This window comes from Tardiphaga robiniae, assembly GCF_013359755.1.
GTDB classification, from domain to species: Bacteria; Pseudomonadota; Alphaproteobacteria; order Rhizobiales; family Xanthobacteraceae; genus Tardiphaga; species Tardiphaga robiniae.
Genome location: NZ_JABMCJ010000079.1, coordinates 58,213 through 75,717, shown reverse-complemented (window position 1 = coordinate 75,717; position 17,505 = coordinate 58,213). Strand labels below are relative to the sequence as shown.

The 17,505-nt window shown below is 62.6% G+C and carries 18 protein-coding genes and 1 riboswitch; of the genes, 15 read left to right on the top strand and 3 right to left on the bottom strand.

The window, feature by feature from the left end; translation table 11 throughout:
* The gene (locus HP556_RS11150; protein ID WP_175367048.1) at positions 1 to 843 is read left to right on the top strand and encodes an amidohydrolase family protein; all 843 of its coding nucleotides are present in this window, start codon (positions 1 to 3) and stop codon (positions 841 to 843) included.
* Positions 844 to 869: 26 nt separating this feature from the next.
* Here the strand turns inward: HP556_RS11150 and erpA are convergent, their stop codons facing one another.
* Positions 870 to 1,217 carry an iron-sulfur cluster insertion protein ErpA gene (erpA, locus tag HP556_RS11145; protein ID WP_093758714.1) on the bottom strand — a complete coding sequence of 116 codons (348 nt, stop codon included), beginning with the start codon at positions 1,215 to 1,217 and terminating at the stop codon, positions 870 to 872.
* Between the two features lie 112 nt (positions 1,218 to 1,329).
* On the opposite strand from erpA, the gene HP556_RS11140 reads away from it, so the two are divergent.
* The 11 genes from HP556_RS11140 (at position 1,330) to serS (ending at position 12,665) form a co-directional block, all read left to right on the top strand.
* The gene (locus tag HP556_RS11140) at positions 1,330 to 2,532 is read left to right on the top strand and encodes a deoxyguanosinetriphosphate triphosphohydrolase (protein ID WP_210269160.1); all 1,203 of its coding nucleotides are present in this window, start codon (positions 1,330 to 1,332) and stop codon (positions 2,530 to 2,532) included.
* 158 nt (positions 2,533 to 2,690) lie between these two features.
* Positions 2,691 to 4,484 (top strand): arginine--tRNA ligase, encoded by a 1,794-nt coding sequence (gene argS, locus HP556_RS11135; protein ID WP_175367046.1) that lies wholly within the window; start codon positions 2,691 to 2,693, stop codon positions 4,482 to 4,484.
* 105 nt (positions 4,485 to 4,589) lie between these two features.
* The gene (locus HP556_RS11130; protein ID WP_175367045.1) at positions 4,590 to 6,074 is read left to right on the top strand and encodes an SPOR domain-containing protein; all 1,485 of its coding nucleotides are present in this window, start codon (positions 4,590 to 4,592) and stop codon (positions 6,072 to 6,074) included.
* A gap of 46 nt (positions 6,075 to 6,120) precedes the next feature.
* Positions 6,121 to 7,146, top strand: a complete 1,026-nt coding sequence (gene nagZ / locus HP556_RS11125) for a beta-N-acetylhexosaminidase (protein ID WP_175367044.1) — start codon at positions 6,121 to 6,123, stop codon at positions 7,144 to 7,146.
* Positions 7,143 to 7,970, top strand: a complete 828-nt coding sequence (locus HP556_RS11120; RefSeq protein WP_120289914.1) for a segregation and condensation protein A — start codon at positions 7,143 to 7,145, stop codon at positions 7,968 to 7,970. Before nagZ ends, HP556_RS11120 begins: the two co-directional genes overlap by 4 nt.
* Positions 7,971 to 7,991: 21 nt before the next feature.
* A complete protein-coding gene (gene scpB / locus HP556_RS11115) occupies positions 7,992 to 9,089 on the top strand; it encodes an SMC-Scp complex subunit ScpB (protein WP_175367043.1) in 1,098 nt (365 codons plus the stop codon).
* 141 nt (positions 9,090 to 9,230) lie between these two features.
* Positions 9,231 to 9,470, top strand: coding sequence for a twin-arginine translocase TatA/TatE family subunit (locus HP556_RS11110; protein WP_068730798.1), 240 nt, complete (start codon positions 9,231 to 9,233; stop codon positions 9,468 to 9,470).
* Between the two features lie 85 nt (positions 9,471 to 9,555).
* A complete protein-coding gene (tatB, locus tag HP556_RS11105; RefSeq protein WP_120289910.1) occupies positions 9,556 to 10,080 on the top strand; it encodes a Sec-independent protein translocase protein TatB in 525 nt (174 codons plus the stop codon).
* The gene (gene tatC / locus HP556_RS11100; protein ID WP_089264481.1) at positions 10,077 to 10,892 is read left to right on the top strand and encodes a twin-arginine translocase subunit TatC; all 816 of its coding nucleotides are present in this window, start codon (positions 10,077 to 10,079) and stop codon (positions 10,890 to 10,892) included. The genes tatB and tatC overlap by 4 nt, the downstream gene beginning before the upstream one ends.
* 77 nt (positions 10,893 to 10,969) lie before the next feature.
* The gene (locus tag HP556_RS11095) at positions 10,970 to 11,281 is read left to right on the top strand and encodes a hypothetical protein (protein ID WP_175367042.1); all 312 of its coding nucleotides are present in this window, start codon (positions 10,970 to 10,972) and stop codon (positions 11,279 to 11,281) included.
* A 79-nt stretch (positions 11,282 to 11,360) separates the two neighbouring features.
* Entirely contained in the window at positions 11,361 to 12,665 is a 1,305-nt protein-coding gene (serS, locus tag HP556_RS11090) for a serine--tRNA ligase (RefSeq protein ID WP_175367041.1), read from the top strand.
* 21 nt (positions 12,666 to 12,686) lie between these two features.
* Here serS and HP556_RS11085 read toward each other — a convergent pair whose 3' ends face one another.
* Positions 12,687 to 13,190 carry a hypothetical protein gene (locus HP556_RS11085; RefSeq protein WP_175367040.1) on the bottom strand — a complete coding sequence of 168 codons (504 nt, stop codon included), beginning with the start codon at positions 13,188 to 13,190 and terminating at the stop codon, positions 12,687 to 12,689.
* A 255-nt stretch (positions 13,191 to 13,445) separates the two neighbouring features.
* Here HP556_RS11085 and surE point away from each other — a divergent pair, with 255 nt between their 5' ends.
* Positions 13,446 to 14,213, top strand: a complete 768-nt coding sequence (gene surE / locus HP556_RS11080) for a 5'/3'-nucleotidase SurE (RefSeq protein WP_175367039.1) — start codon at positions 13,446 to 13,448, stop codon at positions 14,211 to 14,213.
* Positions 14,214 to 14,240: 27 nt separating this feature from the next.
* Here the strand turns inward: surE and HP556_RS11075 are convergent, their stop codons facing one another.
* Positions 14,241 to 14,618: a response regulator gene (locus HP556_RS11075; protein ID WP_120289904.1), complete on the bottom strand. Its 378-nt coding sequence runs from the start codon at positions 14,616 to 14,618 to the stop codon at positions 14,241 to 14,243.
* 291 nt (positions 14,619 to 14,909) lie between these two features.
* On the opposite strand from HP556_RS11075, the gene HP556_RS11070 reads away from it, so the two are divergent.
* Both HP556_RS11070 and HP556_RS11065 read left to right on the top strand, forming a co-directional pair.
* Positions 14,910 to 15,560 carry a protein-L-isoaspartate(D-aspartate) O-methyltransferase gene (locus HP556_RS11070; RefSeq protein ID WP_246297623.1) on the top strand — a complete coding sequence of 217 codons (651 nt, stop codon included), beginning with the start codon at positions 14,910 to 14,912 and terminating at the stop codon, positions 15,558 to 15,560.
* A gap of 107 nt (positions 15,561 to 15,667) precedes the next feature.
* Positions 15,668 to 17,062 carry a M23 family metallopeptidase gene (locus HP556_RS11065; protein ID WP_175367038.1) on the top strand — a complete coding sequence of 465 codons (1,395 nt, stop codon included), beginning with the start codon at positions 15,668 to 15,670 and terminating at the stop codon, positions 17,060 to 17,062.
* 168 nt (positions 17,063 to 17,230) lie between these two features.
* Positions 17,231 to 17,442: riboswitch (cobalamin riboswitch) on the top strand.
* Positions 17,443 to 17,505 lie beyond the last annotated feature (63 nt).

The window sequence follows — 17,505 nt, the reverse complement described above, 5'->3', positions numbered from 1 at the left end:
ATGCTGGTGAGAACACTCACTGCGGCCGCCTTGCTGGCCGCACTTGTTGCTGCGCCGGCGCATTCCGACGACCGGATCGAAATCTTCGACGCCCATATGCACTACAACTGGGAGCCGAAGCCGTATTACCAGCCCGACGAAGTGCTGGAGGTTTTCAGGAAGAATCGCGTCACCGGCATTCTCGCCACCAGCCGCCCGAACACCGGCACCCATGTGCTGATGGACGGTAAGGCCAGTGGCAAGGCAGGCGATTTGCAGGTCGTGCCGTTCATCCGGCCGTATCGCGTGCGCGCCGATATCGGCAGCTGGTTCAACGATCCCGTAATCTTCGATCTCGTGCAGGAGGAGTTCAAGCGCGGCTACTATCGCGGTGTCGGCGAATTCCATCTGACCGGCAAGGCGGCCGATACCGAGATGGTCAAGAAGACCGTCGACTTTGCCGTCGCCAACAATCTCTATTTGCACGCCCATGCCGACGACGAAGCGGTCGAGATTCTGATGCGGCACAATCCGCGTGCGCAGATTATCTGGGCACATACCGGCTTCAGCCTTGCGCCGGACCGTGTCGCAGCGATGCTGATAAAATACCCGAAACTGTGGGGTGAATTGTCTTACCGCAGCGGCATCGTGGACGGATCAGGCAAACTGACGTCGCAATGGCGCGTGCTGTTCGAGCGCTACCCCGATCGCTTCCTGCTGGGCTCCGACACCTGGGTGCCGGAACGCTGGGCGAGCTATGGCGATATCATGGATGGCTATCGCGCATGGCTGGCGCAACTGCCGCCGGCGGTCGCTAAACAGATCGCGCACGGCAATGCGCGGGCGCTGTTCGCCGAGAAATAGACCGATCTAAAAGAGCCGAATAGAGGTCAGATCGAGAAGCTGGTCCCGCAGCCGCAGGACGCCGTCGCGTTCGGATTGACGACGCGGAACGAGGCGCCGATCAGGTCATCGACGAAGTCGAGTTCGGAGCCGGCCAGGAACGGTGCTGAGGAGGGGTCGACCAGCACCACGGCGCTGTCACGTTCGATCAGGATGTCGTCGTCCGCCTTGGCGCGCTCGACGTCGAACTTGTACTGGAAGCCGGAACAGCCGCCGCCTTCGACCGACACGCGGAGCATGGCGCCGTTGCCTTCGGTCTTGAGGATCTCGCCGATCCGGCGCGCAGCACGCGCGCTGACGGTGAGGGGGGCCTCGGTGACTGCAGTGTCGGTCATATCTGGCTCTCCGGGCAGGATTCGAACCATTTGAATCTGCCGCTCCCCATAGTTAAGTGCGGCAGGCTCAGGAATCAATTGGATCAAGGATAAACACGCCGTGTCGGTCGGAATGGCTGCTCCCCGCGCACCCTATGCCTGCGACCCCGATCGCAGCCGTGGACGGCTGTTTTCCGAGGCTCCGAGCCGGACCCGCAGCGCGTTTCGCCGGGATTGCGACCGGGTCATCCACTCGACTGCGTTTCGCCGGCTCAAGCACAAGACCCAGGTCTTCGTGTTCCATGAGGGCGATCATTACCGCACCCGTCTCACCCACACGTTGGAAGTGGCGCAGATCGCCCGCGCCGTGGCCCGGCAACTGGGCCTCGACGAGGACCTGACCGAGACCCTGGCGCTGGCCCATGACATCGGCCATCCGCCGTTCGGCCATGCCGGCGAGCGGGCGCTGGACGCCTGTCTCGAGGCCCATGGCGGCTTCGATCATAACGCCCAGACCCTGCGCCTCGTCACGTCGCTGGAGCATCGGTATCCCGAGTTCGATGGCCTCAACCTGACCTGGGAAACCCTAGAAGGCATCGTCAAACACAACGGGCCTCTGACCGACGCGTTAGGCGCGCCGGTCGGACGTTATGCCACTCACGGCGTGCCATTCGGGATCACCGAATATGACCGCACCTTTGATCTGGAGCTGTCGAGCTTCGCGTCAATGGAGGCTCAGGTTGCGGCGATCGCAGATGATATCGCCTATGACGCTCACGACATCGACGATGGGTTGCGCGCCGGGCTGTTCACCGTCGATGACCTCAAGGCGATGCCGCTGACGCAAGACATGATCGCCAAGATCGACACGCGCTATCCCGGTCTCGACGAGAGCCGGCGCGGTGCCGAACTGGTGCGCGAGCTGATTTCCTATCTGATCGGTGCGGTCGTCGGTGAGACGGAACAACGACTAGCCGCGGTGTTGCCGAAATCCACGGAGGACATTCGCCGCTGCGGGCGCAAGCTCGTCGCGTTTCGTGCTGACGCGGCAGAAGCCGAGGCTGGGATCAAGGCCTTCCTCTGGCAGCACATGTATCGCCATGAGCGTGTCATGCGGGTGATGGTCGAGGCGGAATGTCTGGTTACCGACCTGTTCGCACGCTATCAGCGCGCGCCCGAGGATCTACCGCCCGAATGGCAGCCCCCTGAAGGCGCCGAGCCGGAATCGGAGGGCGAACAGGCGCGCCGGATCGGCAATTTCATTGCCGGGATGACCGACCGTTTTGCCATCACCGAACATATCCGGCTCTTTGACTCGACCCCCGAATTGCGTTAGGCGAAGGCTTCTAAGTGCCTTTCGGGGCTACAGATTTTGATCCTTGCCCACTTGGCGGATCGGCCGTCAAAGAATTGGCGGAACGCCCCCGAAACCGCTATTCCATCCTGATGCAATCCTGCCGGAATCCTCCGGCGCAAGCTGGTTCCCGTATCGCCATGGCCTCGACTGTTCCGACCCCGCATCTGTTCGCCAACGTGCTCGCGCGCGTTCACGCGATCTGCAACGCCCTCGTCAGTGAAGGCGTGTTGCCCGCCGGCATCGATTTGTCGCGCGTCGTCGTCGAGCCGACCAAGGATGCGTCGCATGGCGACATGGCGAGCAATGCCGCGATGGTGCTGGCGAAAGAGGCGAAAGCCAAGCCGCGCGATCTGGCTGACGCTATCGCTGCGAAGCTGCGCGAAGACGATCTGGTGACGTCGGTGGATGTCGCCGGACCCGGCTTCATCAATCTCACGCTGAAGTCGTCGGCCTGGGCCGATGCGCTGCGCGCGGTGTTGCGCGACGGTGCCTCGTATGGTCGGAGCGCGGTCGGAGCCGGTGAGAAGGTCAATGTCGAATACGTGTCGGCCAATCCGACGGGACCGATGCATGTTGGCCATTGCCGCGGCGCCGTGTTTGGCGATGCACTGGCGAGCCTGCTCGATTGCGCCGGTTATGACGTCACCCGCGAATACTACATCAACGACGCCGGCGCACAGGTCGACGTGCTCGCGCGCTCGGCACATCTGCGCTACCGCGAGGCGCTAGGCGAAGCTATCGGTGACATTCCGGAAGGCTTGTATCCCGGCGACTATCTGGTGCCGGTGGGGCAGGCGCTCGTGGCTGAGTACGGCGCTGCGCTGAACCAGATGCCCGAGGACAAGTGGCTGCCGATCACGCGCGCCAAGGCCATTTCCATGATGATGGAGATGATCAAGGGCGATCTCGCCGCGTTGAACATCTCCCACGGAGTGTTCTTCTCCGAGCGCTCGCTGATCGCTGGCAGCACCGACATGGTTGGCGCGACCATCGATTTCCTGCGCGCCAAGGGCGATGTCTATGAGGGCCGGTTGCCACCGCCGAAGGGCAAGCCGATCGACGATTACGAAGACCGCGAGCAGACCCTGTTCCGCGCCACCGCCTATGGCGACGATGTCGATCGTCCGCTGCTGAAGTCGGATGGCGGCTACACGTATTTTGCGTCCGATATCGCCTATCACAAGACTAAGTTCGACCGTGGCTTCCTCAACATGGTCGACGTCTGGGGCGCCGATCACGGCGGCTACATCAAGCGTGTGCAGGCGGCGATCAAGGCGGTGACGGCAGGGAAGGCTGAGCTCGACGTCAAGATCGTGCAGCTTGTAAAGCTGTTACGCAATGGCGAGCCGGTGAAGATGTCGAAGCGCTCCGGCGATTTCGTTACCCTGCGCGAAGTGGTCGACGAGGTCGGCTCCGACGCCGTGCGCTTCATGATGCTGTTCCGGAAGAACGACGCGGTGCTGGATTTTGACCTCGCCAAGGTGATCGAGCAGTCCAAGGACAATCCGGTTTTCTATGTCCAGTACGGGCATGCCCGCGGCCATTCGATCTTCCGCAATGCGCGGGAGATGCTGGCCGACCTGCCTCTGGAAACCGAGGCGCGCATTGCCTATCTACAAGACGCGGTGATGGAGCGGCTCGACGATATCGCCGAGCTGGGCCTGATGCGGCAGTTAGCATTGTACCCACGGATGATAGAATCTGCGGCCACGGCGCATGAGCCGCACCGCATAGCTTTCTATCTGTATGATCTCGCCAGCGAATTTCATGCGCTCTGGACGCGCGGACGGGATATGCCTCATTTACGCTTCATTATCACTAATGATGCAGAACTTACCAAAGCGCGATTGGCACTCGTCCAGAGCGTCGTCTCAGTCCTGGCTTCGGGCCTCGCCGTTCTCGGCGTCACCGCACCGGACGAGATGCGGTAGACAGGGGACGGCCGCTCACATGGGGATCTGTGGGTGGTTCTTGATAGCAGCTGTTTCGTTTGAAAAGCGGGTTGGCGGCTTTCCCGAAGGGGATGCGACATCACAATGGCTAATCGATACCAGAACCGACCTTTCCCAGCGGATGACGATTACGGCCGCGACGCTCAATCGCGGACGAAGGGTGAGGGCGATCCGCTCGCCGAACTCGCGCGGCTGATCGGGCAAACCGACCCGTTTGCGAGCAACAGCCGCCCGGCGCCCGCGCCGCGCCAGGCTGAACCGGCCTATCAGGACGAGCCGGAATATGAGGAAGAACCCGCGCAGCCCGGCCCGCCGCCGTGGATGCAGCGTGCGGTAGCCCATGAGCCGCAGCAGCAGGAGTTCGAGAATCTTCATCCGGTGCAGCGTTACGGCGCTCAGCATCAGGAGCCGCAGCATCTGCAGCCGGAGGCCGATTATCATCAGGCGCCGGCATTTGCCGCGCATACGGATCATCAGGCGCAGGACTATCAGGGCCAGTACGACCAGGCTCACGCGCCGCATGATCCCAATCGTTATGACGATGCGCTGTATGGCCACGTCGATGGCGCACAGGCCCAGCATCCGCTGGACGATCAGTATCAGGACGATCCCTACGCCTATCAGGACGGTTATGCCGAGCAGGAAGAGGCGCCGAAGCGCCGCGGTGGCATGGCGACCGTCGCCATCGTGCTGGCGCTGGCCGTAGTGGGTACCGGTGCTGCCTTCGCCTATCGTACATTTATGGGATCGGCGCGCACCGGCGAACCGCCGGTGATCAAGGCCGAGCCCGGTCCGAACAAGATCGTCCCGCCGTCGGCGACAGCCGCGGCCGACGGCAAGCCGATTCAAGATCGTCTCGGCGGCGCAGCCCCCGAGCGGTTGGTGTCGCGCGAAGAGCAGCCCGTCAACGTGCAGGATGCCACCAAGGCTGGTCCGCGCGTGGTATTCCCGCCGCTGAACCAGAACGCCAACCCGCCATCGACAGCCAGCGTCTCGCCATCCAACAAGCCGATGGTGGGCAATGGCGCGATGCAGGGCGATGAGCCTCGCAAGATCCGTACTTTTGCCGTCAAGGGTGACCAGTCCGACGCCGGGGCCACACCGGCCGCGCGTCAGGCGCCGGCCCGCATCGCCGCTCCGGCAGCGGTTCCTGCAGCCGCGCCCGCTGCGGCACCGCGCGCGACCAATGCCAACGCATCAGCCAATGCCCCGATGTCACTGTCGCCGCAGGCCGCGCCTCCGGCTGCAGCCGCTCCTCCGGCGCCCTCGCGTATGGCCTCGACCAACCCGACCCAGCAGGCGGCCCCAGTCGCCTCCAGCGGCGGCTATGTGGTCCAGGTATCGTCCCAGCGGTCGGAGGGCGATGCGCAGGCGTCGTTCCGTGCCCTACAGACCAAGTTCCCCTCGGTGCTGGGATCGCGTGCGCCGTTGATCAAGAAGGCCGACCTTGGCGACAAGGGGACCTATTATCGGGCCATGGTTGGACCGTTCGGCTCGCAGGACGAAGCCTCACAGGTCTGCGGGAACCTGAAATCTGCCGGCGGACAGTGCGTCGTCCAAAGGAATTAACGGCCGTTTCCTTGACCCTGGGCGTTGATGGGGGCTAATCGGCCCCATGAGCACACGCGCATTCATCACCGGTGTATCTGGGCTGGAGCTGACCGCTGAAGAGCGCGCATTTCTGCGCGCGGAACGGCCGTGGGGCTTCATTCTCTTCAAGCGCAATGTCGATAATCCCGCCCAAGTTGCTCGACTTGTAGAAGAATTGCGAAACACGACCGGTGATCTCGATGCGCCGGTCCTGATCGACCAAGAAGGCGGGCGTGTGCAGCGTCTGGGACCGCCGCACTGGCCGGTCTATCCGCCCGGTGCTGTGTTCGGTACGCTCTATGACGCGGACCCGGAAGCAGGCCTCAGGGCCGCCTGGCTGAGCTCACGGCTCATCGCGAGTGACCTTGTGGACCTCGGCATCACCGTGGACTGCCTGCCGCTGGCGGACGTCCCCGTGGAAGGCGCTGATGCCGTGATCGGCAATCGCGCCTACGGCACCGAGCCCGGCAAGGTCGCGATTATTGCCCGCGCCGTGACCGACGGTCTGTCGCAAGGTGGCATTCTACCGGTCCTCAAACACATTCCCGGCCATGGTCGGGCCACGGCCGACACCCATTTCAAATTGCCGATCGTGGATAACGCGAAGAGTGAGCTCGAAGCCTCTGATTTCGAAGCGTTTCGTCCGCTAGCCGACCTGCCGATGGCGATGACTGCACATGTTGTGTTTAGCGCTCTGGACGCCACCCAACCGGCCACGACTTCTGCGACAATCATCGAGCAGGTGATTCGCGGCAGTATCGGGTTCCAAGGTTTGTTGATGAGTGATGACGTGTCCATGAATGCTCTGGCGGGATCGATCGCGGAACGCACACGGGCGGTCGTCAGCGCGGGGTGCGACATGGTCCTGCATTGCAACGGCAAGCTGGACGAGATGCGCGACGTCGTCAGCGAGACCCCGGTTCTGGCCGGGAAGGCGCTTGAGCGCGCCAAGGCGGCCATCGCCGCCCGCGGTCAGCCGCAGCCGTTCGACCGCGCCGCTGGCCGCGCGGAACTGGACGCCTTGATCGCTCGAGCAGGAGCAAGTGCATGAGCGCTGAGATTTTGTCGTTTGAGACCGGACTGCCGGCCGAGGTCGTTCCCGACGACGAGCCGTCGCTGGTCGTCGACGTCGAAGGTTACGAAGGCCCGCTCGACCTGCTGCTCGCGCTCGCACGTCAGCAGAAGGTCGACCTGCACAAGATTTCGATTCTCGCGCTGGCTGACCAGTATCTGTTGTTCATCGAAGCCGCGCGGAAGATCCGTCTGGAACTGGCTGCCGACTATCTGGTGATGGCGGCGTGGCTGGCATTCCTGAAGTCGCGCCTGCTGCTGCCGGATACGACGGTGCCGGGCGAAGGCCCGAGCGCCGAGGATATGGCGACCGCGTTGGCCAACCGGCTGCGCCGCCTCGAAGCCATCCGCGAGGCCTCGAACAGGCTGATGACCCGGCCGCAGCTCAACCGCGACATCTTTCCGCGCGGCGTTCCCGAGTCGATTGCCGAGGTGAAGCATCCGCGCTTCACAGCGACGCTTTACGACCTGCTGTCGGCCTATGCGACCCAGCGCCAGGCTCGCGTGCTGACGCGCGTCCATCTCGCTAAGCGCACCGTCTGGTCGCTGAGCGAAGCGCGCGCCTCGCTGGAACGGTTGGTCGGCATGGCCGAGGACTGGAGCCGCCTCGACGAATATCTGCTGGCCTATGTCGCCGACCCCGCGCAGCGCGCGACGGTGATGGCCTCGAGTTTTGCAGCTGCGCTTGAACTGGTCCGTGAGGGCACGCTCGACCTCAGCCAGAAAGAAGCATTCGCGCCTTTGTATTTCCGCAAGCACATCGTCCAGCCTGTGCAGGTGGAGCCGGAAGTTCCGGCCGAGTAAGTGGAAGAAGGAGATCCAGACATGGCAAGCCTCGCCGAGAAACGCATCGACGATGTCGAGGATCAGATCGTGCAGTCCGAGGGACAATCCGAGGTCCAGTCGGAGGCGCGCCCAGAAGAATTGCGCCTGCTCGAAGCGCTGTTGTTCGCATCCACCGAGCCGCTCGACCAATCCGCGCTGGCCAAGCGCATGCCGGATGGCGTCGATATCAAGGCGGCACTGGCGCAGTTGCAGGCCGATTACGCCATGCGCGGCGTCAATCTGGTCCGTGTCGCCAACAAATGGACGTTCCGCACCGCTGGTGACCTGTCCTGGCTGATGACCCGCGAGACCACCGAAACCCGCAAGCTGTCGCGTGCGGCGATCGAAGTGCTCGCCATCGTTGCCTATCACCAGCCGGTGACCCGTGCCGAAATCGAAGATATTCGCGGCGTCATCACCTCCAAGGGCACGCTCGACGTGCTGTTGGAAACCGGCTGGATCAAGCCGCGCGGCCGTCGCAAGACGCCGGGCCGTCCGCTGACTTTCGGCACCACCGAGAGCTTCCTGTCGCAGTTCAGCCTGGAGGCGCTCGGCGATTTGCCAGGTCTTGAGGAACTCAAGGGTACTGGTCTGCTGGATTCGCGGCTGCCGTCCGGCTTCAGCGTGCCCAATCCGTCCGACGATCCAACGCTCCGCGAGGACGAGGATCCGCTGGAGGGCGGCGAACTGGAACTGGCGCTGTCGGCACCCGATCCGGAATTCCCCGAACTGCAGCTCAAGGAACCCGAAGCCGGGACTGTCGGATACGCTGGTGAGGCCCAGGCATTTGCCGAGGCCAAGGCCGAATTCACTGAAACGGCAGATGTCGTGGAGCCAGAGAGCGAAGCGGCCGAGGTCGCGGAACTTGAAGCGCGTGATCTCGACGTGATCGAGCCCGAGCAAGGCGAGGCCGAAGCGGCTGAAGTCGCAGAGCCCGAGTCGGATGAAGACGAGACCGCTGAGCCCGAAACGGCCGAACTCGACGACGATGAAGACGATTCCGACGACGCGGAAGACGACGAGGACGATCAGGACGAAGATGAGCCGGATGACGCTGAGCCGGACGCAACCGACCGGGACAACGACAGCAAGCATTGATCGCGGCATTAACGCTCGCGGCATTGCGCCGCGACATCCGCGATTCCACGAGGGTTAAGTCCTTGTTTTTGACACCCCCGCAGCCTACTTTCCGGTCAGATCAGGCCGGGCGACTGGCCGCGTGTTTGGAGGGTTAGCAGGATGGGTTCACTCAGCATTTGGCACTGGATCGTCGTGATCGGAGTGGTCCTGCTGTTGTTCGGGCGCGGCAAGATTTCCGACCTGATGGGCGACGTTGCGCAGGGTATCAAGGCCTTCAAGAAGGGCATGGCGGACGACGACAAGCCGGCAGACAAGCCGACCGAGCCGGTCCGCACCATCGACCAGACCCCGCCGGCGCCGACCGCCAACCGTACGGACGTCGGCAGCAAGGTTGTCTGAGGTTCCGAAGGGATTGTCCTTGGGGATCGCGGCGGCCATTGAAGGAGACGCGGGCACATCCAGCCCCGCGTGAGCGGATTTTTTCATGTTCGATATCGGGTGGAGTGAACTGGTCGTCATCGCGGTCGTCGCGCTGATTGCCATCGGCCCGAAAGAACTGCCCGGCGTGCTGCGCATGGTCGGGCAGTGGATGGGCAAGGCCCGCAAGATGGCCTCGGAATTCCAGGGCCAGTTCAACGAGGCGATGCGCGAAGCCGAAATGGCCGACGTCAAAAAGGCCTTCGACGACGTGAAGGATGTCGCCTCCGGCTTCACCACCAACAACATCATGACCTCGCTGACCAAGGACGTCAGCGATGCCATGGCCATCGACAAGGCTGACAATCTCGACACGCCTCCGGCCGTGCCCACCACGCCCGAGCCGCCTACACCCGAGACCTTCGTTGAGGCCGAGACGCATGCGCAGGAAACTGCTGCGGTAAACGAGCCGCTGGCCATTACCCGGGAAGTGCAGCCGTCGCCGGTCGAAACTCCCGCTGCCGCCCATGATGGCGCAGCAGCCCCCGACGCGGCCAGTCCCGATGTTCTGAAGGACGCCAAAGCGTCATGAGTGCCGAAGATATCGAAGCCTCCAAGGCTCCCTTGATGGATCACCTGATCGAGCTGCGGTCGCGGCTGATCAAGGCGCTGCTCGCATTTGCCGTGGCCTTCATCTTCTGCTTCTTTTTCGCCAAGCAGATCTACAACGTGCTGGTCTGGCCGTTCGTCTGGGTCGCCGGCCCCGAGAACTCGAAATTCATCTACACGGCGCTGCTGGAATACTTCCTGACCCAGCTGAAGCTCGCGATGTTCGGCGCTGGGTTCATCTCCTTCCCCGTGATCGCCGCGCAGATCTACATGTTCGTGGCGCCCGGCCTCTACAAGCACGAGAAGGGCGCGTTCCTGCCGTATCTGATCGCGACGCCGTTCTTCTTCGCGTTGGGCTCGCTGCTGGTCTATTTCCTGGTGCTGCCGATGCTGATCCGGTTTTCGCTGGGCATGCAGCAGACCGGAAGCTCCGATACCGCGCAGATCGCGCTGCTGCCCAAGGTCGGCGAATATCTCTCGCTGATGATGTCGTTGATCTTCGCCTTCGGCATCGCCTTCCAGCTCCCCGTCATCCTGACACTGCTTGGCCGCATCGGCATCCTCACGTCGAAGCAGCTGCGCGAAAAGCGCCGCTACTTCATCGTCATCGCTTTCGTTATCGCGGCCGTGCTGACGCCGCCCGATGTGATCAGCCAGGCCTCCCTCGCAATCCCGCTGCTGATCCTCTACGAAGGTTCGATTATCGCGGTCAGCATGGTCGAGAAGAATGCCGCCAAGGCCGCTGCTGCCAAGGCTGCGGCGGGGACCGGCACGGACGTGACGCCAGCGGAGTAGGCGCCTACGTGTTCTTGTAATTGCAATTGTGGCAATCTACCTTAAGTTGTGCAGCTGGCGCTGCTACGGAGGTGATTGTGGCCTTTGCATTTGATACACTCGGCTATTCCAAGCGGCTCCGCGAAGCCGGGGTAGCGAACAATCAGGCCGAGGCTCATGCCGAAGCGGCACGGGATTTCATCATGACCGAGCTTGTCACGAAATCCGATCTCTTCGCTGTTAAGTCCGATCTGGACGCGCGATTGTTGGCGACGCGCAACGATTTGCAGGCAGCCATGGAGGCTCAGACGCTTCGTCTTACAGTGCGCTTGGGTGGCATCGTCGTTACCGCAGTGAGTGTCGCCGTCGCCTGCATTGGAATACTTGCGCTTCTGCTGCGAGCGCACTAACGGGGCGATCGCGCCATTTCATGTTCCAAATGTCAGCTATTCGGGGTACTCAGAGCCGCTTTCGCTCAGGAATCCCGTCATGCACGACATTAAATCGATCCGCGACAATCCCGAAGCTTTCGACGCTGCGCTGAAGCGGCGGGGGCTGGCGCCACTGTCGGCATCGCTGTTGGGGATCGATGAAGCGCGCCGGACCGCGATCCTTGCGTCCGAGCAGGCGCAGGCTCGTCGCAACGCGGCCTCGAAGGAAATCGGCGAGGCCAAGAAGACCAAGGACGAGGCGCGCGCCAATGCGCTGATGGCCGAGGTCACCGAGCTCAAGACGACGATGCCGGCGATGGAAGCCGCGGTGAAGGACGCCGAGGATAAGCTCAAGGTCGCGCTTGCCGAAATCCCGAATCTGCCACTCGACGAAGTGCCTGAGGGTGTCGACGAACACGGCAATGTGGAGCGTCATCACTTCGGCGCCAGGCGCAACTACGCGTTCACGCCGAAAGCTCATTACGATATCGGCGAAGCCTTGGGCTTCATGGATTTCGAGGCCGCGGCCAAACTCTCGGGCGCACGCTTCGTCGTGCTTAAGAAAGGCCTTGCACGGCTGGAGCGTGCCATCGGGCAGTTCATGCTCGATCTGCATACGAATGAGCATGGCTACACGGAAGTGAACCCACCGCTCTTGGTTCGCGACGATGCGATGTTTGGCACTGCGCAGCTTCCGAAGTTTCGCGATGATCAATTCGCCGCCGGTGCGATCGGTAGTGAAGGGCAGGGTTACTGGCTGATCCCGACCGCCGAAGTCCCGCTGACGAATCTCGTTCGTGAATCCATCCTTGAAGAAAAAGAGCTGCCGCTGCGTATGACGGCGCTGACGCCGTGCTTCCGCGCCGAGGCTGGTGCTGCCGGCCGCGATACGCGTGGCATGATCCGCCAGCACCAGTTCACCAAGGTCGAATTGGTTTCGATCACCACGCCTGAGGAAAGCAAGAACGAGCATGAGCGCATGCTGTCCTGCGCCGAGGAAGTGCTGCGCCGGCTTGGCCTGCATTACCGCGTGATGACGCTGTGTACTGGCGACATGGGTTTTGCTGCGCAGAAGACCTACGACATCGAGGTCTGGATGCCGGGCCAGGGCGACGGCGGTGCTTACCGCGAGATTTCGTCCTGTTCGGTCTGCGGCGATTTCCAGGCGCGTCGCATGGATGCGCGCTCGCGCGGGCCGGATGGCAAACCGCGCTTCGTGCACACTCTGAATGGTTCGGGCACCGCCGTCGGTCGCGCGCTGATCGCCGTGATGGAAAACTATCAGCAGGAAGACGGCTCGATTGCCGTGCCGGATGTGTTGCAGCCTTATATGGGCGGGCTCAAAGTCGTCCAGGCCGGCTAGGCGTCGTCGCGCGCCAGCCGCTCAGGCGCGGCTGGCTGTGACCAGCGCGCATTTGGCTTTCTCGGCTTTTATGTTGACAAAGCCCATATGCGTCATCGGAAACGCCTTGCGGCTCTTCGTGCTGACGGTCTCCGCGATGACGCGGCGCCGCTCCGTCACATAGCGCCCATCCCTGCTGCGGAAGGCGCAGGCGATTTCGAGGTCCTTGACCGGATAGTCATTGGCGTTGCGGACTGTGAACGTCATCAGCGCCCTGGAGCCGAGGCCGCCGCGGCGAAACGATTGGCGGGAGAGGCTGAGACGGTTGAGCTCCGCGGCGTCGGGGACGCTGACGAGTTGTGAAGGAGTGGGTTTGGCAAAGTCCTCCTCACTCAACTCGTCGGGCATAGTTGCCACTACCGCCGTCTTGAGGGTGAGATCGGGCTTGGTCTCGGCCAATCTGGGAAGCAGCAGCCACCCCGTCAGGGCGACAACCGCGATCGCCGGCAATCCGATGATCAACACCCGTTCGAGCTGTTTCGCCATCTCCGTCGCCCTGTGGGGCGCTGCGACCAAGGCCATCCGGGTCGAGCGCGCATGCTTCAGACGCAACTGGCACTCACCTACCTAAGTTAAAAATCCCGGCGCCGCCGAAATGTTCCGGCTCGCGGGAAAAATCGCCTTCGAGACAGCCTCGGCAGCGCACGAGCAGCGCCCAAAATGGGGGTGGCAAAAGCGGGCACATGCTGGCAAAAACCGGTGCCGGCCAGCGGCCCTCCCGATCGAAAAGGCACCTCACGAATGCGCATTCTCTGCACCAATGACGACGGCATTCACGCCCCCGGCCTGAAGATCATCGAGCAGATCGCCAAGGAATTGTCCGACGACGTCTGGGTGGTGGCGCCCGAACTCGATCAGTCCGGTGTGTCGCATTCATTGTCGCTGAACGATCCGTTGCGGCTGCGCGAAGTCGGCCCGCGGCACTATGCCGTGCGCGGCACGCCGACCGACTGCGTCATCATGGGCGCGCGCCATATCCTGAAAGACAAGCAGCCAGATCTCGTATTGTCCGGCGTCAACAAGGGCCGCAACGTCGCCGAGGACGTGGTCTATTCCGGTACCATCGCCGGTGCGCTCGAGGGCACCATTCTCGGCATTCCGTCGGTGGCGTTGAGCCAGGAATTCTCCATGGAAACGCGTCACAACCCGCAATGGGAGACCGCGTTGAAATATGGGCCGGACGTGCTGCGCAAGGTCATCAAGGCGAGCGTGCCGAAGAATACCGTCATCAACGTCAACTTCCCGGCCTGCGCGGCCGACGAGGTGAAAGGTGTCGTTGTCACCCGGCAGGGCAAGCGCAATCAGGGCTTTCTGCGCGTCGATGAGCGGCGCGATGGCCGCAACAATCCGTATTTCTGGATCGGTTTCGAGCGCATCGTCGCCGCGGAAGCCCCGCTGGAGGGTACCGATCTCGCAGCGCTTGCTGCGCGCTATGTCTCGGTCACGCCGCTGCGTCTCGATCGCACGGATGATGTATTCTCCGAAGCGCTGACCAAGGCGCTTGGCTGAGAGTTCGAAATAGGCGAGTGGGCTCGCCTAGACCGCGACGCCCTTGAGCGTCGTTGACAGCACCTGCGCCAGCGTTTCCATCTGGAACGGCTTCTGCAGCGTCGGGCGGTCACGAAATTCTTCCGGCAGGCCTTGCGCGCCGTAGCCAGTCGCGAAGATGAACGGGCGGTTGCGCGATGCGATCACTTCCGCGACCGGCGAAATCACCTTGCCGTTGACGTTGACGTCGAGGATCGCAATGTCGAACTTGGCAGACCCAGCCAGCTTGATCGCTTCGTTGATGTCACCGGCTTCGGCGGCTACGCTATAGCCGAGTTCCTCGAGCATATCGGCGACCATCATGCGGATCATGACCTCGTCTTCGACCAGGAAGACGGAGCCGCCCGGCGGGTTCGTTGCAGTCATGGCCGGTTTCCTTGCCCCAATCCTCTGAACAAAATCGCAAATTCCCGGGTTGAACGCAATCTCGACGCATTGCCATTTTCGTGACCCAAAGACGCAGTCGCGTGCTCGGTACCAGATAGAGCAAGATCAGGATTTCAGCGCCCCGCCCATAACAGGCTGGTATGTTGCTGGTTCCGCGCGCGGAACAATAAAAGTTGTCGTTAGGCTATCCCGGTTCCGATCGCAGAAATACATCAATCTATCTTTGCTAGATTGAGAGTGTTTCTAACCTGTGCTGCGTGAGGCATTTCCATGATTACCGTCGGACAGCCGCCTGAACAGATGACGTTTCAGCTTGGTCTGCGGCGCCGTGGGATCAGCGATCGGCTGGTGTTGCGCGCAATGGAGGATATTCCGCGTGATCGCTTCGTTGAGCCGGACGATCGCGCCCATGCCTGGCGGGATACGGCCTTGGCCATTGCCTGCGGTCAAACCATCAGCCAGCCCTTCGTGGTGGCCTATATGACCGAACAGCTGCAATTGAATGCTGGTCACCGTGTGCTCGAGGTCGGCACGGGATCGGGCTACCAGGCCGCGATCCTGTCAAAGCTTGTCCGCGACGTGCTCAGCATTGAGCGTTATCGCACGCTGGCCGATGCCGCCCGGACCCGGCTGGAGGCACTCGGTCTCCACAATATCGAGGTCATGCTCGGCGATGGCCTCAATCCGGCTGCCAATTTGGGATCGTTTGACCGGATCGTCGTGACCGCCGCAGTGGAGGAGGTGCCGGTGGCGCTGACCGATCGGCTTGAGGAGGGGGGTATTCTGCTTGCGCCGGTTGGTCCTCATAATGGCGTCCAGACCCTGGTCCGGATCCGCAAAACCGGGGATGGATTGGAGCGAAAGGAGCTCGTGGATGTACGTTTCGTGCCTGCACTTCCGGGCATCGCGCGCGAACTCTGAAAAAAGTTCGTGAACGGCTGTCACGTGTTGGTCGCAAGGTTAAAGGCTTGGTAACGGAGACGGTGTTTACTCAATTCAGTTGTTTGTTGCGTATGAGTGAGTAACCAATGTCCAGCGTTGTCGAGTTGCTTTACTCGCGCCGCGCTCCGCAGGTCGCGGTGCTGGCGCTGATGTCTATCGGTTTTGCCGGCTGCAGCGCCGACATGCAGACACGGCTATCTCAGAATCCAAATTTTGACTCAGGTCAGTCCCGTGGCTTTGGCTGGCAAGGCGAAACCACCGGCTCGGTGCCGCAGCGAGCACCGCGCGCGCCGGTCGAGCGCCAGGAATTGCCGCAGTATCAGCGCCCGGCCTACAATCCGCAGCCGCAGTATCAATCCCAGGCTTTGCCGCCGCCGATCTCGGCGCCGCAGTCCTATCCGACAGCTCGTCCGGTTGCGTCGGCTGCACCCGTCAGCGGGGGCGGCAACGGTATGTATACGCCGCCGCCCGCACGTGCGCCGATCGAAACCACCGGCTCCACGGCGCCGCGCTCGGTTGCAGCGACCAACGGCCTTGCCCGTGATGGCGGCACCTCGATCATCGTCGGCACCAGCGATACGCTCGACGGTCTGGCGAAGCGCTACAACGTCTCGTCGGCCGCGATCCTGCAGGCCAATGGCTACAAGGGTCCCCGCGCGCTGTCGCCCGGTCAGTCGCTGATCATTCCGCGCCAGGGCGCCGCGGCAACACCGGCCGTTGCCGTTGCTGCGAGCAAACCTGCCGTCGGCGCGTCGACCACGCATTTCGTCAATCGCGGCGATACGCTGATGAGCATCTCGCGCCGGAACAACGTGCCGGTGGCCGAACTCGCGCGCGCCAATGGTCTGGCGCCGACTGCCCAGTTGAAGCTTGGCTCCAAGATCACGATACCAGGCGCGCGTACGGCTTCTGCGGCCGCGCCGCTTGCTGCGCCCGTCGCAGCCGTGACGGCCGCTCCGGCTGGCGCGGTTACGTCCGCTGCCGTGGCCCGTGTTGCTTCTGCCGAGCCCGCACAGAAGGCCCGTCTGGCAAGTGCCACGACGACGCCTGAAGAAACCGCGCCGGAATCGCCAACTAAAGCCGCTGACGCAACCGGCGCTTTGCCGACGTTCCGTTGGCCGGTGCGCGGCCGCGTGGTCACAGGCTATGGCGCCAAGACCAATGGCAAGTCCAACGACGGCATCAACGTCGCCGTGCCGGAAGGCACGCCGATCAAGGCTGCCGAAGATGGCGTCGTTGCCTATTCCGGCAACGAGCTGAAGGGTTACGGCAATCTGGTCCTCGTTCGTCACTCCAACGGCTACGTCACCGCATATGCCCATGCGAGTGAGCTGATGGTGAAGCGTGGCGAGACCATCAAGCGCGGTCAGGTGATCGGCAAGTCCGGCCAGTCCGGTGAGGTTACTTCGCCGCAGCTTCACTTCGAGATCCGCAAGGGCTCGTCGCCGGTCGATCCGCTGCAGTTCCTCAATGGGGCGTAAGCGCAATCCACGAAGTGTAGTTCGCATTTAAGCAAGCCCGGCCTCGTGCCGGGCTTGATGCGTTTGATCTCGGGGCTACGGCCCACTCCAGCTCCGGAGTCTTCAACGCGCTGCTGCGAGTGGGCAGCTTGCGCGCGCAAGCTCGGTTGACTGCCGCGCGATGTTGCCCATATGTGGACATGTCGTGGTTCTTCGGGAAGGTTTGCCCGAAGCTAAGAGGGAAGCCGGTGAGGCGTTAAGCCAAGGCCGGAGCTGCCCCCGCAACTGTAAGCGGTGAGCCGCTGTCCATTAAAGTCACTGAGACCCGCAAAGGTTTTGGGAAGGCCGGACAGCAGCATTGACCCGCGAGCCAGGAGACCTGCCTCGACAACATAAACGTCCTCGGGCGGGGTGTCCCGGTGGTGCGGTTGCGATTCCGCGACTGCCGTCGTGGAATCCAGACG

Coding starts and splice junctions, on each gene's coding strand:
- HP556_RS11130 (WP_175367045.1), top strand. CDS start 4,590: ATGGCTAATCGATACCAGAACCGACCTTTCCCAGCGGATGACGATTAC.
- nagZ (WP_175367044.1), top strand. CDS start 6,121: ATGAGCACACGCGCATTCATCACCGGTGTATCTGGGCTGGAGCTGACC.
- HP556_RS11150 (WP_175367048.1), top strand. CDS start 1: ATGCTGGTGAGAACACTCACTGCGGCCGCCTTGCTGGCCGCACTTGTT.
- HP556_RS11120 (WP_120289914.1), top strand. CDS start 7,143: ATGAGCGCTGAGATTTTGTCGTTTGAGACCGGACTGCCGGCCGAGGTC.
- HP556_RS11140 (WP_210269160.1), top strand. CDS start 1,330: ATGGCTGCTCCCCGCGCACCCTATGCCTGCGACCCCGATCGCAGCCGT.
- HP556_RS11110 (WP_068730798.1), top strand. CDS start 9,231: ATGGGTTCACTCAGCATTTGGCACTGGATCGTCGTGATCGGAGTGGTC.
- erpA (WP_093758714.1), bottom strand. CDS start 1,217: ATGACCGACACTGCAGTCACCGAGGCCCCCCTCACCGTCAGCGCGCGT.
- serS (WP_175367041.1), top strand. CDS start 11,361: ATGCACGACATTAAATCGATCCGCGACAATCCCGAAGCTTTCGACGCT.
- surE (WP_175367039.1), top strand. CDS start 13,446: ATGCGCATTCTCTGCACCAATGACGACGGCATTCACGCCCCCGGCCTG.
- scpB (WP_175367043.1), top strand. CDS start 7,992: ATGGCAAGCCTCGCCGAGAAACGCATCGACGATGTCGAGGATCAGATC.
- HP556_RS11065 (WP_175367038.1), top strand. CDS start 15,668: ATGTCCAGCGTTGTCGAGTTGCTTTACTCGCGCCGCGCTCCGCAGGTC.
- argS (WP_175367046.1), top strand. CDS start 2,691: ATGGCCTCGACTGTTCCGACCCCGCATCTGTTCGCCAACGTGCTCGCG.
- HP556_RS11075 (WP_120289904.1), bottom strand. CDS start 14,618: ATGACTGCAACGAACCCGCCGGGCGGCTCCGTCTTCCTGGTCGAAGAC.
- tatC (WP_089264481.1), top strand. CDS start 10,077: ATGAGTGCCGAAGATATCGAAGCCTCCAAGGCTCCCTTGATGGATCAC.
- HP556_RS11085 (WP_175367040.1), bottom strand. CDS start 13,190: ATGGCGAAACAGCTCGAACGGGTGTTGATCATCGGATTGCCGGCGATC.
- HP556_RS11070 (WP_246297623.1), top strand. CDS start 14,910: ATGATTACCGTCGGACAGCCGCCTGAACAGATGACGTTTCAGCTTGGT.
- tatB (WP_120289910.1), top strand. CDS start 9,556: ATGTTCGATATCGGGTGGAGTGAACTGGTCGTCATCGCGGTCGTCGCG.